This window comes from Paenibacillus dokdonensis (assembly GCF_004916975.1).
Lineage (GTDB): Bacteria > Bacillota > Bacilli > Paenibacillales > Paenibacillaceae > Paenibacillus_AQ > Paenibacillus_AQ dokdonensis.
Genome location: NZ_STGQ01000001.1, coordinates 3,660,606 through 3,678,168, shown reverse-complemented (window position 1 = coordinate 3,678,168; position 17,563 = coordinate 3,660,606). Strand labels below are relative to the sequence as shown.

At 47.8% G+C, this 17,563-nt stretch carries 17 protein-coding genes; all 17 read left to right on the top strand.

Annotation, left to right across the window (positions count from 1 at the left end; translation table 11 throughout):
* Positions 1-164: 164 nt before the first annotated feature.
* The gene (yqfC, locus tag E6W40_RS17065) at positions 165-458 is read left to right on the top strand and encodes a sporulation protein YqfC (RefSeq protein ID WP_136606551.1); all 294 of its coding nucleotides are present in this window, start codon (positions 165-167) and stop codon (positions 456-458) included.
* A complete protein-coding gene (gene yqfD, locus E6W40_RS17060; RefSeq protein ID WP_136606550.1) occupies positions 455-1,651 on the top strand; it encodes a sporulation protein YqfD in 1,197 nt (398 codons plus the stop codon). The genes yqfC and yqfD overlap by 4 nt, the downstream gene beginning before the upstream one ends.
* A gap of 6 nt (positions 1,652-1,657) precedes the next feature.
* Entirely contained in the window at positions 1,658-2,629 is a 972-nt protein-coding gene (locus E6W40_RS17055) for a PhoH family protein (RefSeq protein ID WP_136606549.1), read from the top strand.
* Between the two features lie 14 nt (positions 2,630-2,643).
* Entirely contained in the window at positions 2,644-4,899 is a 2,256-nt protein-coding gene (locus tag E6W40_RS17050) for an HD family phosphohydrolase (RefSeq protein ID WP_136606548.1), read from the top strand.
* Between the two features lie 2 nt (positions 4,900-4,901).
* Positions 4,902-5,399, top strand: coding sequence for an rRNA maturation RNase YbeY (gene ybeY, locus E6W40_RS17045; protein WP_136606547.1), 498 nt, complete (start codon positions 4,902-4,904; stop codon positions 5,397-5,399).
* Positions 5,399-5,773, top strand: coding sequence for a diacylglycerol kinase family protein (locus tag E6W40_RS17040; RefSeq protein WP_136606546.1), 375 nt, complete (start codon positions 5,399-5,401; stop codon positions 5,771-5,773). The genes ybeY and E6W40_RS17040 overlap by 1 nt, the downstream gene beginning before the upstream one ends.
* Before the next feature lie 40 nt (positions 5,774-5,813).
* The gene (gene cdd / locus E6W40_RS17035; RefSeq protein WP_136606545.1) at positions 5,814-6,227 is read left to right on the top strand and encodes a cytidine deaminase; all 414 of its coding nucleotides are present in this window, start codon (positions 5,814-5,816) and stop codon (positions 6,225-6,227) included.
* Positions 6,228-6,369: 142 nt separating this feature from the next.
* The gene (gene era, locus E6W40_RS17030) at positions 6,370-7,272 is read left to right on the top strand and encodes a GTPase Era (protein ID WP_136606544.1); all 903 of its coding nucleotides are present in this window, start codon (positions 6,370-6,372) and stop codon (positions 7,270-7,272) included.
* Between the two features lie 108 nt (positions 7,273-7,380).
* Complete coding sequence (locus E6W40_RS17025) at positions 7,381-7,536, top strand: YqzL family protein (RefSeq protein ID WP_136606543.1); 156 nt, start codon at positions 7,381-7,383, stop codon at positions 7,534-7,536.
* Between the two features lie 36 nt (positions 7,537-7,572).
* A complete protein-coding gene (gene recO / locus E6W40_RS17020; RefSeq protein ID WP_136606542.1) occupies positions 7,573-8,331 on the top strand; it encodes a DNA repair protein RecO in 759 nt (252 codons plus the stop codon).
* A 380-nt stretch (positions 8,332-8,711) separates the two neighbouring features.
* On the top strand, positions 8,712-9,599 hold the full coding sequence (gene glyQ, locus E6W40_RS17015) for a glycine--tRNA ligase subunit alpha (RefSeq protein ID WP_136606541.1): 888 nt from the start codon (positions 8,712-8,714) through the stop codon (positions 9,597-9,599).
* The gene (gene glyS, locus E6W40_RS17010; RefSeq protein WP_136606540.1) at positions 9,592-11,667 is read left to right on the top strand and encodes a glycine--tRNA ligase subunit beta; all 2,076 of its coding nucleotides are present in this window, start codon (positions 9,592-9,594) and stop codon (positions 11,665-11,667) included. Before glyQ ends, glyS begins: the two co-directional genes overlap by 8 nt.
* Before the next feature lie 182 nt (positions 11,668-11,849).
* Positions 11,850-12,308 (top strand): YaiI/YqxD family protein, encoded by a 459-nt coding sequence (locus E6W40_RS17005; protein WP_136606539.1) that lies wholly within the window; start codon positions 11,850-11,852, stop codon positions 12,306-12,308.
* Between the two features lie 49 nt (positions 12,309-12,357).
* On the top strand, positions 12,358-14,178 hold the full coding sequence (gene dnaG / locus E6W40_RS17000) for a DNA primase (protein WP_136606538.1): 1,821 nt from the start codon (positions 12,358-12,360) through the stop codon (positions 14,176-14,178).
* Between the two features lie 41 nt (positions 14,179-14,219).
* The gene (gene rpoD, locus E6W40_RS16995; RefSeq protein WP_136606537.1) at positions 14,220-15,356 is read left to right on the top strand and encodes an RNA polymerase sigma factor RpoD; all 1,137 of its coding nucleotides are present in this window, start codon (positions 14,220-14,222) and stop codon (positions 15,354-15,356) included.
* Between the two features lie 279 nt (positions 15,357-15,635).
* A complete protein-coding gene (locus E6W40_RS16990) occupies positions 15,636-16,412 on the top strand; it encodes a tRNA (adenine(22)-N(1))-methyltransferase (protein WP_136606536.1) in 777 nt (258 codons plus the stop codon).
* Positions 16,388-17,509, top strand: a complete 1,122-nt coding sequence (locus E6W40_RS16985) for a Nif3-like dinuclear metal center hexameric protein (RefSeq protein ID WP_136606535.1) — start codon at positions 16,388-16,390, stop codon at positions 17,507-17,509. Before E6W40_RS16990 ends, E6W40_RS16985 begins: the two co-directional genes overlap by 25 nt.
* Positions 17,510-17,563 lie beyond the last annotated feature (54 nt).

Sequence of the window (17,563 nt, the reverse complement as noted above, 5' to 3'; positions counted from 1 at the left end):
GCATGGCAGAGGATATTTGATATCCTCAGTGCCTTGCAGGAGAGGTTTTTTTGTATGCGCACTGATTATGGAATTTTCAAAATGCGATATGGAGCCTGAAACCTCTCATAAATCAGCCGGACCGGGCATAAGTTGTAAAGTACAGGAAGGGGGAAGACCTTCGTATGACCCGGATCAGCCGCAGGCTGCGGAAATGGACAAATGAAATGCTGGATTTGCCGCAGGATGTCCTGCTCGATCTACCGCGGATTACCCTGGTGGGAAACAAGGAGCTTTCCATTGAAAATCATCGCGGAGTGCGGCATTTTTCAGAGAATAAAATGATTCTTTCCCTTAGCCAGGGCTCGCTAGAAGTCGAGGGTACGGGGCTCATGATTCGGGCGATCCTGCCGCAGGAAGTCATGATTGAAGGAATCATCAACAATATAAAATATATAGGAACGGGGGAGAGCTTATGAAAATACCTACACTATCGGTCGTGCGCGGCTGTGTGCTGATAACAGTCAGAGGAGAGCATGTGAATCACCTGATCAATGTTTTGGCGGAGTCGGGCATTCCCGTGTGGGATATCCGGCCAACCAGCGATCATACTTTTGACATGAAGCTTCTTCTGAGAGATTTTCATGCTCTTCGCCCCCTGCTTAAACGGACAGGCTGCCGGATGCATGTCAGCCGCAGGATTGGTTTGCCTTTTCGCATCGTCAGTTTGTATAAACGTAAATTTTTTGCCATAGGCATTATTATGTTTTTTATCATGCTGTTTTTGCTCTCATCTCTGGTATGGAATATCAACGTTGTAGGAAATGAAAAGTTGGCTTCTGAGGATGTTTTGAAAGTCGCGAGACAAGCGGGAATTCGGCCATTTCAATGGATTTTTCGCTTGGACGAGCCGGACAAGCTCTCCCGTGAGCTCAGCATGAAGCTTCCAGGGACCTCTTGGGTTGGTGTGGAGAGAAAAGGGACAACGATTACAATTCAGATTGTAGAGGCTGCAGAGCCGGAGAAGAAGCCCCTGGTAAGTCCGCGTCATCTCATCAGCCGGACGGATGCGGTGGTGACAAGCATTTATGCCGAGCAGGGACGACCTCTGGTTGAAAAGAACACACGTGTTAAAAAAGGACAGGTGCTCATTTCCGGCATTTTGGGAGATGGAGCTGCCAATTCAGAGATTGTCGTCGCGAAGGGCGAAGTGAAGGGACTCGTATGGCATGAATACAATTTGCAGGTACCGCTTGTTCAAAAGCGAAAAGTATATACAGGCGAACGGAAAAACAAAAGCTATCTTGTGCTTGGGAACAGGGCCATTCAGTTATGGGGATACGGAAAAGAACCATTTGCGAAATCCGAAACGCTGACGGAGCATGATCCGCTCACCTGGCGTTCGATTTCACTTCCGATTGGCTGGATGACTGAAAAAGTCATGGAGGTAGCGGAGACTCAGGAAACGCTGCAGCCAGAAGAGGCAAAAAAACTTGGAATACAGAGTGCGGTTCGGGATATTTTGGCAAAATACGGAAGTGATTCGCAGATCATCAATCAAAAAATTTTGCATGAGAAGAAAGAGAATGGTAAAGTTTATATGAAAGTGCTTTTTGAGGTGGAGGAGAAGATCGCAGAAGAGCTTCCCCTAGTTCATAGTCAAGGAGAATGAGGCTATTTGTCAGAGAAAAACCACAGCGCACAAATTTCATTGCAGAGTGCAGGTGAAGGGCTGTCCATTTTCGGACCTCAGGATACTTTTTTGAAAATGATTGAAGCTGAAATCCCTGCGCAGATTGATTCGCGGGAAGCTGAAATTACCATACGGGGCAGTCTGCACGACGTTCAAGTCGCAGAGCAGCTGTTCGAAGTTCTCCTGGAGCTTGTCCGGAACGGATATATTCTTTCAGAGCGTGATGTTGCATACGCCATTGAACTTGCAAAGGATTTTCGAGCGGATCAGCTGCTCGATTTATTTAAGGGAGAAATTACAACAACTTTTCGCGGCAAGCCGATTCGTGTCAAAACGATAGGACAGAAGCATTATGTAACGACCATCCGCAAGCGTGATATTGTGTTTGGTATCGGCCCTGCCGGTACCGGTAAAACGTATCTGGCAGTCGTACTGGCTGTGGCAGCTTTGAAGGATGGATCCGTGAAGCGGATCGTCCTCACGCGTCCGGCAGTCGAAGCCGGAGAAAGTCTAGGCTTTCTTCCAGGCGATTTGCAGGAGAAGGTAGACCCGTATTTGCGTCCGCTTTACGATGCCCTCTATGATGTAATGGGCCCGGAGCAAACGGCGAAAGCGCTTGAAAGAGGACTTATAGAAATTGCGCCACTGGCGTATATGCGCGGGCGTACGCTGGATGATTCCTTTATCATACTGGATGAAGCCCAGAATACGACTCCCGAGCAGATGAAAATGTTTTTAACCCGTTTGGGCTTCGGCTCAAAAATGGTCATTACTGGTGACGTTACACAGATCGACCTGCCAAAAGGCAAGAAGTCCGGTCTGAATGAGGCTAAAAGGATTCTTAGCGGTATTGATGAAATCGGCTTTGTTTATTTTGCCGAACAGGATGTCGTCCGCCACTCTCTCGTTCAAAAAATTATCGTTGCTTATGACAAAGCTGTAGAAAATCAAGATTAGAGGGGATTATCTTTATGACTTCGAGAGAAACGTCATCAGGCAAATCTTTCTCAATTAAAAATGTGGGCTGGAAACATAGCGCAGGAACACGCTATGTTCTCTTTTTATGTCTGGCGGTGCTCTTTTATGTCAGTCTGGCTCCTGATTTGCTGCCTGAAAGGTATAACATTCAGGTGGGGACTCGCAGTGAGAAGGAAATCAGAGCACCAATGCAGATTCCTAACAACAAAGCGACACTGAAGGCTCAGGAACAGGAAGCAGAGCGTGTTCAGCCGATTTATACGATTGTTACCATTCCCAATGAAAATTTGGTAGTCTCCATCCTGGACCGGATCGACCGGCTGAATCAGGATGATCAGGTCTCAAGGGAAGATAAAATTTCGATCTACCGTCTTGAAATACCGCAGCGTTCCAAGGAATTTATTCAAAACTATGTCAATGCAAACCGTTCTACAGCCAAATACTCGGACAAATTGCTGGACGAGATGCTGAAGGTGACGAATCAGCAGGCTTACCGGATTCCGGAAGAGACTTTTATTAAAATTCCGAAGCTGACAACCAAGGATATTGCCGAAATGAAGCCGGTTGCACGTGAAATCGTATCCCGTCTGACGAATGATCAGGTTACTGAAGCCCAAGCCGTTCGCGCGAAGGTGGCTGAGCTTGTCAGCGCAAGCACCTTGAACCAGCGTACAGCCCGTGAAGTTGTGCAGGAGCTATCTAAGCTGGCGATTTCAGCGAACAAATTCTACGATGAGGAAGCGACCAAGGAAGCCAAGGTTCAAGCCCGGGAAAATACACAGACGGTATACATCAAGCAGGGAGATGTGCTTGTAGCTAAAAGCCAGCTCATCACGGAGGATCTGTATAATCTGCTGGATGATAACGGTCTGCTTAAAAATGAGGTGAACTACTGGCCTCAACTTGGCCTGCTGTTGTTGTCTCTGCTTATGACATGGGGTCTGTTCCTCTTTATCCGCCAGTCTGATACCGGCAAATTCAGGTACAATAATTCACAGGTTCTCATGCTGGTGCTTATTTTTATCATTACGGTGATTTCCATGCATCTGGCAGGAATTCTCCAGAGTGCCGAGAGTCCTTATGTTGGTTATCTGGCGCCTGTTGCCATCGGAGCGACACTGGTAACCCTGCTGTTGGATATGTCACTTGCGTATTTCTCGGCAATGCTGTTTAGCATTTTATCCAGCGTTATATTGAATGTCCATCAGGGGCAGTTGTTTGACTTTAGTTTCGGATTTTTTGCTCTTGTCGTATCGACTGTAGCCATATTTACGATTCACCGTGCGAGCCAGCGATCGACGCTGTTGAAAGGCGGGATCATGGTATGTTTGTTCGGCTCGCTGACTGTGTTTATTATGACGCTCATCAGCAACGGCCAGTGGAACCAGATGCAGACATTGTACGGCATTGGATTTGCCTTCGCTGGTGGCCTGCTAACCGCCATTCTGGCGATAGGTCTTATGCCCTTCTTTGAAGTCACATTCGGGATTCTGTCAGCCCTGAAGCTGGTTGAGTTGTCCAATCCGAACCATCCGCTGCTGCGGAAGCTGCTCACTGAAACTCCGGGCACCTATCATCACAGCGTCATGGTGGGAAATCTGTCCGAAGCTGCGGCAGAGGCGATTGGTGCGGACGGACTACTATGCCGAGTCGGTTCTTATTATCATGATATCGGCAAAACCAATCGTCCGAGCTACTTTATCGAGAATCAGAACAACATGGAGAATCCGCATGATTCCATTGATCCGAAAATGAGTAAATCCATCATCATTGCCCATGCCAGGGATGGCGTGGAAATGCTGAAAGAACATAAGATTCCGAAGCCGATCAGAGATATAGCGGAGCAGCATCACGGAACCACGTTCCTTCAATTCTTCTACCATAAGGCACTGCGCCAGGCTGAAGAGCAAGGAAAGGAGCCGGACTTTACCGAAGAAGATTTTCGATATCCGGGTCCCAAAGCCCAGTCCAAGGAATCGGCTGTTATTGGTATCGCGGATAGCGTAGAGGCTGCCGTTCGCTCCTTGCGGAATCCGACGGTGGATCAGGTAGAGACCATGATCGAAAAAATTATTAAAAGCCGCTTGGACGATCACCAGTTCAATGACTGCGATTTGACAATGAAGGAACTGGATATTGTCGCAAAAACGCTTAAAGAAAGCGTTATGGGGATATTTCATTCCAGAATTGAATATCCCGAAGAAATCAAGAAGAACAAAACGAATGAAGACACAAGAAGGAGCGGTTAGTCATGGGACTGCAGCTGGCATGGAATAATGAGCAAGAGGAGATTTCAATCAGCGAGGAGCTGGTATCGACGCTGGAGCTTCTGCTGCAAAAGGCAGGAGAAGCAGAAGGCGTGTTGGACGGGGAGGTGGCTCTCACCTTTGTGGATGATAAGCAGATCCATGAACTGAACATGGAATACCGCGGTATTGACCGGCCGACAGATGTACTATCCTTTGCCATGAACGAGTTTACGGACGAAGAGCTGGATATCGTCTATGAGCTGGAGGAAGATGAAGAGCTGCAGGACATGCCGGAAATGCTGGGAGATATTATTATATCCGTGAATCGTGCGCAGGTTCAAAGCGAAGAATATGGACATTCCCTGGAGCGTGAGATCGGATTCCTGTTCGTCCATGGCTTTCTCCATCTCCTTGGATACGATCATCAGGACAAAGAAAGTGAAGCCGAGATGATGGGCAAGCAGGAAGCTGTCCTGGCTGAAGTAGGGTTAACACGCTAATGCGAAGGGGATCCCTCCTTGCTTCATTTGCTTACGCGGCTCAAGGAGTACGGTATGCACTTCGAACACAGCGCAATATGAGAATCCATACAGCAGCAGCGGTGGTCGTCATTACGGCGGCAGCGCTGCTGCATTTGTCCTGGGGCAGATGGGTGGTTCTATTGCTGGCCATAACGCTGGTCATGGCCATGGAGCTGATGAACACGGCGCTGGAATCGGTAGTGGATCTGGCTTCACCGGAGATTCATCCGCTGGCAAAGGCGGCAAAGGATACGGCAGCAGGCGCCGTGCTCCTGGCGGCAATTTTTGCGGTTGTCGCAGGCGTCATTGTATTTTACCGTCCATTCATGGATTTGCTTGGTTTGGGCGGTTAGTATATTATTGGTTTTACGGAATTTGAGGAGGTTTTTATTCATGGATTCAGCACTATTATTGCAGGAAGCAATCAAAGCACGGGCAAACGCCTATACACCGTATTCCCATTTTGGCGTAGGAGCGGCGCTGCTTGACAAGGAAGGTCATGTACACCATGGCTGTAACGTTGAGAATGCAGCATACGGCCCTACAAACTGTGCTGAACGGACTGCGCTGTTCCGGGCGATTGCTGATGGACATAAAGCAGGAAGCTTCAAGGCCATGGCCGTGGTAGGCAATACGGATGGACCCATTACACCATGCGGAGTGTGCCGTCAAGTATTGGTTGAGCTCTGTGATCCGGATATGAAGATCATTATGGGCAATATGAAAGGCGACATCAAGGAAACAACCGTGCGTGATCTTCTGCCAGGAGCTTTTGGCCCGTCTGATCTTGAAAGTGCCAATAAGTAATCAGATATATTCAAAACAGTAAACATCGAACCGGGGCCCCGTCTCCGCGGCCGGCATCTATTATCTGTGCCGCCGCCGGATTCAGGGCCCTGGGTGGTCTTCCCGAAAAGCGGGAAGAAACTTGAGGAGGTTAAAATAGATTATGGCGAAACCGTCATACAAATCAGGCTTTGTGGCAATTGTTGGCAGACCGAATGTGGGCAAATCGACGCTGATGAATCAGGTTATCGGTCAAAAAATTGCCATCATGTCTGACAAGCCCCAAACAACGCGCAATAAAATTCATGGGGTTTATACAACGGATCATAACCAGATCGTGTTCCTGGATACCCCGGGTATTCATAAAAGACAATCCAAGCTTGGTGATTTTATGAACAAAACGGCCTTGAATACACTTAAAGAGGTTGAAGCTGTTTTGTTCCTGGCGGATACTTCAGAAGGTTTTGGCGGCGGGGACCGGTTTATCATCGAACAGCTGAAAGACATCAAGACACCGGTCATACTTGTGCTGAACAAAATTGACAAGGTCGAACCTGAAGCGCTACTTCCAATGATTGAGCAGTACAGCAAGCTGCATCCATTTGCTGAGATTGTACCCATTTCGGCATTGAACGGCAATAATGTGAACACCCTTTTGCAGCAGGTAGAGAAGTATTTACCAGAAGGTCCGCAGTATTATCCTGCCGATCAAATTACAGATCATCCAGAGCAGTTTGTTTGCGCGGAGCTGGTTCGAGAAAAAATTCTCCATATGACCCGGGAAGAGGTTCCACACTCCATTGCAGTTACGATTGAGGACATGCATGTGCAGGAGAATGGGGTCGTACACATTTCCGCCGTCATTTTTGTGGAGAGGGATTCCCAGAAGGGCATTATTATCGGTAAACAAGGTGCTCTTCTGAAAGAAGTGGGCAAGCAGGCCCGGCAGGATATCCAAAATCTGCTTGGATCGAAGATCTTCCTGGAATTATGGGTGAAAGTAAAAAAAGACTGGCGCAATCAGGATCGCGTACTTCGTGATCTCGGCTTCCACCGCGACGCCTAAAAAGCAACTTATGCCGCTGGCAGGATTTGCTTCACATACATCCGGAGCGTTCGCCACATCCTAATTTTGAAGATGCAGACGTCATTTCCAAAGGAAGGATGAATACGAATGCGAGATTTTTCGTGGAAGTATTTTGCGATGACTGGAGATGTGGATGCTTACATGCTCTACAAGGAACATGGGGGCGTAGCAATGGCTGAAGCGGCTGCAGTGCCGGAAATGGCGGCAGCGGAAGAGACGGAAAATCATGAAGAAAACGAATGATCTTTGGCTGCTCCGGGAATGGCTGGGGGAAGAGGCATGCTATACAGGGTGGAAGGGATCGTCATCCGCAGCATGGACTACGGCGAAGGGAACAAAATCATTACGATTTGCACCGAAAATGCGGGCAAAGTAGGTGTTCTTGTCCGGGGAGCAAAAAAAGTCAAAAGCCGCCATGCTGCCTTAACGCAGCTGTTTACAACAGCAGAGTTTGTTTTTTTTAGAAATGGTACAGGTCTGGGAACGCTAAATTCAGGCGAAATTAGCAGTTCGCATCATGTGCTCCGTCAGGATCTTATTTTGGCAGCTTACGCCTCCTATGCATGTGAACTGCTTGACCGGGTACTACATGACGAGGAAACAGGTAGCTTTTGGTTTCAACAGTTGAAGGCTTGTCTGGATGCGCTGGAGGAAGGCAAGGATCCTGGAATTATCATCAATTTGTACGAAATGAAAATACTACAGACTGCAGGATATGGACCTGAGCTCCTATCCTGCATTTCTTGCGGCAAGGATTTGTCTGAGGATGATAGCTCTGTCGTAAGTCCAAGGCTGGGCGGTGTTTTGTGCCGTTCTTGCCGGCATCTGGATCCTCCGGCGATGAAATTATCCCCCAAAAGTTTGAAGCTGCTCCGTCTTTTCACGCGACTTGATCTGAGAAGACTCGGCCATGTCGATGTGAAAGACGAGACGAAAGCTGAATTGAAGGCAGTTATGCGCGCCTTTATGGACATGCAGCTGGGACTGAATTTGAAATCGCAAAGCTTTCTCGATCAGATGGAGAAATATGGACTGTAGAATACAGTTGACTTATCACTGGATATCCAGTAGTATAGATTAAGTTTCTTTTTAAATTGTCTGACATGCGTTGATCGGAAAAAGTAGTGATTTTGTTCCCAACAGCGAGCCGGGGAAGGTGTAAGCCCGGTGGAATGAATTCATGAACATGGCATCCGGGAGCATGGTATGAAATCGGCTAAAAAAGAGGATTGCTGCCTCCCTGTAAATATGGGGAATGCGATCAAGTAGGGTGGAACCGCGGGAATAACAGCTCTCGTCCCTATGTCTGTACAGCAGGCATGGGCGGGAGTTTTTTGTTTGCCCCGAAAATGTCCTGCTAGCGGATCAAACATGCTGGCGAACGAGTTTCGTTCAAAAAAAGCAAAGGAGAGGCGCATATGAATTTTCAACAAATGATTTTGACACTGCAGCAATTTTGGGCGGAGCAGAACTGCATTATCGTGAATCCCTATGATACGGAAAAGGGAGCAGGTACAATGAACCCGATGACCTTTTTGCGTTCACTCGGACCGGAACCTTGGAAGGTAGCTTATGTGGAGCCTTCACGCCGTCCTTCCGACGGACGCTACGGCGAAAATCCAAACCGCTTGTATCAGCATCACCAGTTTCAGGTGATTATTAAACCTTCGCCTGACAATATTCAGGAGCTATATTTGGAAAGCCTTAAAGCACTTGGTGTGGATGCGCTGCATCATGATATTCGTTTTGTAGAGGATAACTGGGAAAATCCTTCTCTCGGCTGTGCGGGACTCGGATGGGAAGTATGGCTTGACGGTATGGAAATCACCCAATTCACGTACTTCCAGCAAGTGGGCGGTATTGAAACACATCCGGTAGCCGTTGAAATCACCTACGGTATGGAGCGGCTTGCTTCCTATATCCAGGAAAAAGAAAATGTGTTTGATCTGGAGTGGGTGGACGGTATTCTCTACGGAGACGTATTCCATCAGCCGGAGGTTGAGCATTCAACATACACATTTGAAGTATCTGATGTCAAAATGCTCTTCACGCTTTTTAACATGTATGAGCAGGAAGCCAAAAAGGCGATGGATCAGAACCTGGTATTCCCCGCATATGATTATGTTTTGAAATGCTCTCATACCTTCAACCTTCTGGATGCCCGTGGTGCCATCAGTGTAACCGAGCGTACCGGTTATATTACCCGGGTGCGTAATCTGGCCCGTCAGGTTGCAGCAACCTATGTGGAGGAACGCGAGAAGCTTGGCTTCCCGCTGTTGAAGAAAGGAGGCGATTTGCATGTCTAAGGATTTGTTGTTTGAAATCGGTCTTGAAGAGGTTCCTGCACGATTCCTGCGTGCGGCGATGGATCAGCTTAAGGATAAGATGGTTCAATGGCTGGAGCAATCCCGCTTGTCCCACAGTGATGTCCAGGCCTATGCGACACCGCGGCGTCTTGCAGTGCTGATTAAAGACGTAGCGGAGAAGCAGGATGATGTGGAGGAAGAAGTAAAGGGACCTTCACGCAAAATCGCCCAGGATGAGAACGGCAACTGGAGTAAAGCTGCACTCGGGTTTGCACGCGGACAAGGCGTGAAGCCTGAACAGTTCACATTTAAAGAACTCAATGGCGTTGAATATATTTATGTTACAAAAAGCAGTACAGGTGTAGAGACTTCATCGATTCTAGCTGAAGGCTTGCTGGGTATCCTTTCTTCGATGACTTTTCCGAAAAATATGCGATGGGGTAGCTATGATTATAAATTTGTGCGCCCGATCCGCTGGATTGTCGCATTGTTCGGATCGGATGTCATTGACATGGAAGTGACCGGCGTGAAGTCAGGCAATGTGACTCGTGGTCACCGTTTTCTCGGAACGGATGCGATTGTTTCTGAAGCATCTGCTTATTCGGAAGTACTACGCGCTCAGCATGTTATCGTCGATGTGAAGGAACGCGAAAACATGATCTTGGAACAGATCAAAGGACTTGCTGAAGAAAAAAGCTGGAAGATCGCTGTTAAGAATGACTTGCTGGAAGAGGTTCTTTTCCTCGTTGAAACACCAACCGTTCTTTTCGGCACGTTTGATCCTTCCTTCTTAAATATTCCGCAGGAAGTGCTGATCACGTCCATGAGAGAGCATCAGCGCTACTTCCCGGTATTGGATGAGCAGGGCCGTCTTCTTCCATTCTTCGTCACCGTCCGTAATGGTGATAATACGTCTTTGGATGTTATCGCGAAGGGGAACGAAAAGGTTCTGAGAGCACGGCTTTCTGATGCGAAGTTCTTCTATGACGAGGATCAGAAGTTGGAAATCAAGGATGCCCTCTCCAAACTCGAAAGCGTTGTTTTCCATGAAGAGCTTGGAACGGTTGGCGATAAAGTCCGCCGCATACGCAAAATTGCGGATCGTTTAGGAGAAGCACTGCAAATTTCCGGAACGGATCAGGAATCTGTAAGCCGCGCTGCCGATATTTGCAAATTCGATCTGGTGACACAAATGGTATACGAGTTTCCGGAGCTTCAGGGCGTCATGGGTGAAGATTATGCCCGCAAGGCCGGAGAGAATGAAGCGGTTGCCAAGGCGGTATTTGAACATTACCAGCCACGTTCCGCTTCGGATGAGCTGCCGTCCACAGGAGTAGGCTCCATCGTAAGTATTGCAGATAAAATGGATACAATTGTAGGCTGTTTCTCCATTGGCATCATTCCAACAGGCTCGCAAGATCCTTATGCACTCCGCCGTCAATCGCAGGGCATCATTCAGATCTTGCTGTCCAAGCAAATGCCAATCACATTGTCAGAAATATTTAATATTGCTATTGATGTTCATGCCCAGTTCCGGGAAATGAAACGTCAAGGCAGTGAAATCCGTAAAGACTTGGAGGAGTTCTTCGGTCTTCGCGTGAAAAAGCTTCTATCGGAGAATTTACGGTACGATATTGTGGATGCCGTGATAGCTGCAGGATTTGATGATGTATTATCCGTTGTATCCCGCGGTGATTCCCTGATGCATGCCGTGAATAGCGGAGAGGATTTCAAAACGACGGTCGAATCCTTCAACCGAGTGAGCAATCTGGCGGCGAAGGCTTCCAAGGCTGCAGTCAGCGAGAGCCTCCTTCAGGAAGCTGCGGAGAAGGAACTGTATGCTGCCTGGCTAGAGGTTCAAAAGCCATATCGTACCGCCCTTGAAGAAAGAGACGGAATGAAGGCGCTGGAGCTTCTGGGACAACTTAAAGCAGCGATTACGAATTTCTTTGATTCCGTTATGGTTATGGCTGAGGATGAAAAAATTCGCGGCAACCGTCTAGGAATGCTGGCTCAGATTGATCAAGGCATGAAACAGTTTGCCGATTTCAACAAGCTGGTTTGGTAGGAATCGATTGAATCCGGGTATAAACATACGGAGCGGGATGGACATAAAGTATGTTCTCCTGCTTCCGTATCTTTTCAGAAAGCTGTCAAAAGTTGTTATCCGGCAGAAAGAGGATTTTAGGTTCCCTTGCTCGTATATAATAGTACGGTAAACCATGATAACAGGGTGATCTTCTGGCTGATATGCATACGATTCAGATTGTCGTTGACGGGGATGCCTGTCCCGTGAAGCATGAAATTGGCGAAGCTGCCAGAGCCTTCCGAATTCCTGTGCTGATGGTTTCTTCTTATGACCATTTTATACAAGGCGAAGAAGGCGTGCAGACTATTCAGGTAGACCGGAGCGATCAAAGCGCCGATCTCTATATCGCCAACCATATTAGGCGAGGAGATGTCGTTACGACGCAGGACTACGGACTAGCTGCACTTGCGCTTTCTAAAGGCTGCCATGTCATTTCATTTCGGGGACAGAGCTACAATAGTGAAAATATCGAGTTCATGCTGGATCGTCGTCATCACCAGGCCAAAGCAAGGCGAAGAGGCAGCTATGGCAAGGGTCCGAAGCCGATAACCCAGGAGGACAAGAAAATTTTTCAACAGAAACTGACAAAACTTTTGCAGGTATTGCAGGAGAATGTTTAACAGTAGCGAATAATATTTTACGTGCCTAAAAGAGATGAAGGTGGTTTAGATGAATGCCGGACAGGGTAATATTCCGGAAAAAATTATCGATGCCGTGCTCGAGCAGCATGATATTGTCGATACGGTAAGCAGGTACGTTCATCTGACCAAGCAGGGGAAATATATGAAGGGCCTCTGCCCGTTTCATTCGGAGAAGACCCCCTCTTTTACGGTAACGCCGGATCGGCAGATTTTCTATTGCTACGGCTGCGGCAAAGGTGGAAATGCCATCAAATTCAGGATGGAAATCGAAGGACTATCCTTCCCCGAAGCCGTCAAGACCATGGCAGAAGAAAGTCACATTGCACTTCCGGAAGGACAAGGGGCTGTGGTGATACCTCCGAATCCGGAGAGAGACCGGCTGCTTCAGGCCTACGAATGGACTGCCAAGTTTTATAACTTTTTGCTCAAGAATACGGAGCACGGCAAAGCGGCGATGGATTATTTGCGCTCTCGCGGTTTTAACGACAAGGTGATCGATCAATTTCAAATCGGCTTCGCGCCGGATCGTTGGGACACGCTGGTTCAGTTTTTAACCAAAAGATCCTTTGAATTGCACGAGATGGAAAAAGGCGGACTTCTGTCCAAGCGACATGAGGGCGATGATTTTCTTGACCGTTTCCGAGGCCGCGTTATGTTTCCCATCAGTGACCGCAATGGTAAAATTATCGCTTTTGCGGGAAGAATCCTTGGCGACGGGCAGCCGAAATATTTAAATTCACCAGAAAGCAAACTGTTTAACAAAAGCCGGATTTTGTACAATCTTCATCAGGCCAAACCGTCAATCCGCAAACTGCGGCAAATCGTTTTATTCGAGGGGTACGGGGACGTAATATCGGCCTGGGAGGCTGGAGTACAAAACGGTGTTGCAACAATGGGTACTTCTTTGACGGAAAGTCATGCGGCACTCATGAAAACGATGGCTGACGAAATTGTGATTTGTTACGACGGTGACCGTGCCGGACAAGCTGCGGCAATGAAAGCCATTCCGCTGCTGGAGAGCGTGGGTCTCGTTATCAGAATTGCTGTTCTGAATGAAGGGCTCGACCCGGATGAATTCATCCAGAAATATGGTGCGGAACGTTTTATCCGGCAAATCATAGACGGGGCCGTATCCACCACAAAATTTAAGCTTATATATCTGAAAAAAAACCATATACTGCTAGAAGAAGATGGGAAAATCGCATATACGAAGGAAGTGCTCCCGATTATTGCGGCTCTGCCCTCATCGACCGAGAGAGAAGTTTATCTAAGAGAACTTGCCTCCGAACTTCAGCTTTCATTTGAAAGCCTCAAGCAGGATTGCAACGAGATCCGCCAGTCCATGCAAAAAAACATGCCGGATGGGGATAATAACGACAAAAGGTGGAATAATGGTAGGCATAAAAAAGGGCAGGTTTCTGCTCCAACATTGCTGCCGGCATACCATACCGGAGAACGGCGCCTTTTGGCCATGATGCTGCAGGATGCCGAAGCTGCAACCTATGTGGAAAAACGGCTCGGTGACGCATTCAACATTGATGATCATGCAGCCATTGCTGCTTATCTATATGCCTACTACGCACAGGGCAAACCTCCGGATATCAGCCGTTTTATGTCATCCCTACATGATGACCGTCTGGAGAAGACCGTTAGCTCCATCTCCATGATGGACACTCCACCGGAGTGGAACATTCAGGAGTTGGATGATTGTATTCGGGAAGTACAGAAAGTTCCGCAGAAGCGGCAGATCGATAAGAAGAAAGAAGAAATGATCATTGCCGAGCGGTCAGGGGACTTTCTGCGTGCTGCACAAATTGCAAGTGAGATTATAGCCCTAGAGAGACAGTAAAGAACAGGCTTGAATGTTTCTAGGGAGGAGGGAGTCGAGTTATGGCGAATGATCAGCATACTGAACTAGAGACAGAATTTACGCTTGATCAGGTAAAAGACCAACTGATTGAACAGGGTAAAAAAAGATCTTCTTTAAATTACAAAGAAATTATGGAGAAATTATCGCCGTTTGATCAAGACCCTGAACAGATGGATGAGTTTTATGAGCATCTGAGCGATATTGGGATTGATGTGGTCAACGAGAATGATGAAGACGATAACGGTATGCACCGTCCGTCCGAGGACCACGAAAACAATGATAGTGATGATTTCAGCTTTGACGACGACTTATCCCTGCCGCCGGGTATTAAGATTAATGATCCGGTACGGATGTATCTAAAGGAAATTGGCCGGGTACCTCTCTTGTCGGCTGACGATGAGGTTGAGCTTGCTAAACGAATCGAGAACGGTGACGAAGAAGCGAAGCGGCGTTTGGCTGAAGCCAACCTGCGTCTGGTGGTCAGTATCGCCAAGCGCTATGTGGGACGCGGCATGCTGTTCCTGGATCTGATTCAGGAAGGCAATATGGGCCTTATTAAAGCCGTTGAGAAGTTTGACCACAAAAAAGGATACAAGTTCAGTACCTATGCGACATGGTGGATTCGTCAGGCCATTACCCGCGCCATTGCGGATCAGGCTAGAACAATCCGGATACCGGTACACATGGTTGAAACGATAAATAAGCTGATCCGGGTATCCCGTCAGCTGCTTCAAGAATTGGGGCGTGAACCGACGCCGGAAGAAATTGCGGCCGAAATGGAACTCAGCGTTGAAAAGGTTCGGGAGATTATGAAAATTGCCCAAGAGCCGGTATCGCTTGAAACACCAATCGGTGAAGAGGACGATTCGCATCTTGGCGATTTTATCGAGGATCAGGAAGCTTTGGCTCCAGCGGATGCAGCGGCTTACGAGCTTCTGAAGGAACAGCTTGAGGATGTGCTGGATACGCTGACAGAACGCGAGGAGAATGTTCTTCGTCTCCGCTTTGGTCTTGATGACGGCCGGACGAGAACACTTGAGGAAGTAGGCAAAGTATTTGGCGTAACCCGTGAACGTATTCGTCAAATTGAAGCCAAGGCACTCCGTAAACTGCGTCATCCTAGCCGCAGTAAACGTCTGAAAGATTTTCTCGAATAAAACAATTCATCTGACTTTCTGCAGACTTTCGGCAGTAAGGTCTTTTTTTTCAAATGGACATAAATCTGAGAGAAACTGATTTTCTTTCTTTTAGAACTATTTCCTTTATTTGTTTTTATTTTAGCTCTTTTTGAGGGGCAATGCAAATAATAATTATGCCTTTATGGAATGCCAGAGCCAAGAGCTGACGGGGAAAGTCATGTATATTTGCAGTCTAAGATCCGAATTTGTTACGGTAGAAAAAGCTTATGAAAAATAAAATGGATACGTGGGTGCGACATGAAATTATCAAGAAGATTAGAGATGATTATGGAGCTAATTCCTGAGCATAGCCGTTTGGCTGATATCGGCTCGGATCATGCACTGCTGCCTGTGGCAGCAGTGAAGTCTGGCCGGGTAGTGCAGGCCGTTGCAGGTGAAGTGAATCAGGGTCCGTTCAAGTCCGCAGCAAAGCAGGTAGCTGAAGCTGGACTTCAAGGTCAAATTGCAGTCAGATGCGGTGACGGGCTGGCGGTAATTGAAGCCGGAGAAGTAGATGTGATTACAATTGCCGGTATGGGCGGTAGCTTGATTGCCAGCATTCTTGATAATGGCTTGGACAAGCTAACAGATGTGCAGCTGCTTATCCTGCAGCCGAACGTTGGCGAAGACATCCTCCGCCGCTGGCTGATGGAGCATGGCTGGCTGCTTACGTCCGAGAAAATTCTCGAGGAAGATGGGAAAATCTATGAGATTCTGACGGCAGTTCCCGAGCATGAAGATGAGCGGATCAGCAGTCGAATGTTGTATGAGGAACAGGAATGGCCCGTCAGTAATGGAAAAGGCACCTTCACGGTTACATCAGAGCTCCTTTTACGCATGGGGCCATGGCTGCTTAAGGAACCAACGTCTGTACTGAGCGATAAATGGAACAGCGAGCTTGATAAGCTTCATGGGATTCTCGAGTCGTTGTCAGCTTCAAAGCAGGAATCCGTAGAAGTTAAATCGCGGCAATTGAAGCGGGAAATCGATCAAATTAAGGAGGTACTCACATGTTTGCAAAAGGACAGACTGTAATTCAGTACATGGAGCAGCTGGCTCCCAAACATTTGGCCTACCCTGATGATAAAGATAGAATTGGACTTCAGCTTGGAAGCTTGCAAAAAGAAATCCAAGCCGTATTGGTAGCGCTGGACGTTAACGACGAAGTGGTAGATGAAGCGATACGCGTCGGGGCTAACCTGATTATTGCCCACCATGCCATCATATTCCGTCCTTTGAAGCAGCTGAACACAGACTCGCCAATGGGAAAATTGTACGAGAAATTAATTAAAAATGATATCGCCGTATATATCGCACACACGAATCTGGATATTACAGAAGGCGGCATGAATGATTGGATGGCAGAAGCGCTTGGCATCCATCAGACGGTGCCGATTGAAGAAACTCAGCGTGAGCAGCTGTCCAAGCTGGTTGTGTTCGTCCCTAAGACCCATTCGGAACAGGTACGTGAAGCTGTACTTGGAGCAGGAGCTGGCGCAATCGGTAACTATAGCCACTGCAGCTTTAATGTGGAGGGAACCGGAACCTTTCTGCCTCAAGAAGGAACGAAACCATTCCTTGGATCTGTTGGGAAATTGGAGAAGGCGGAGGAGATTCGCATTGAAACCATCGTGCCGCAAGGAATCCGGAACCGTGTCATCCAATCGATGCTCAAAGCCCATCCTTATGAGGAAGTAGCCTATGATATCTACCCGCTTGATCTGAAGGGACATGCCTTCGGACTTGGAAGAGTCGGAAAGCTGGAGCAGGAGCTAACGCTTGCCGCTTTTGCAGAGATTGTTAAGGAAAAACTGGATGTGCCTCATGTACGCGTGATAGGCGACCCTGAACGGATTATCAAGAAGGCAGCCGTAATTGGCGGATCCGGCAGCCGTTACTATCCGGCGGCACGCTTCCGCGGCGCAGATGTTCTGGTAACCGGCGATGTGGATTATCACACAGCTCAAGATGCGCTCCATGCCGGCATCACACTCATTGATCCGGGACATAATGCCGAGAAGATCATGAAGGTGAAAGTGGCGGAATGGATGAGTGCAATACTGGAAAAAAACCGTTATGAAACCAAGGTTATCGCGTCCCGCATCAACACAGAACCATTCCGTTTTATGTAATTTTAAGCTGGAAGGGAAAATCCGTTAACGTTGGAAGGCGATGAGGATTGAAAC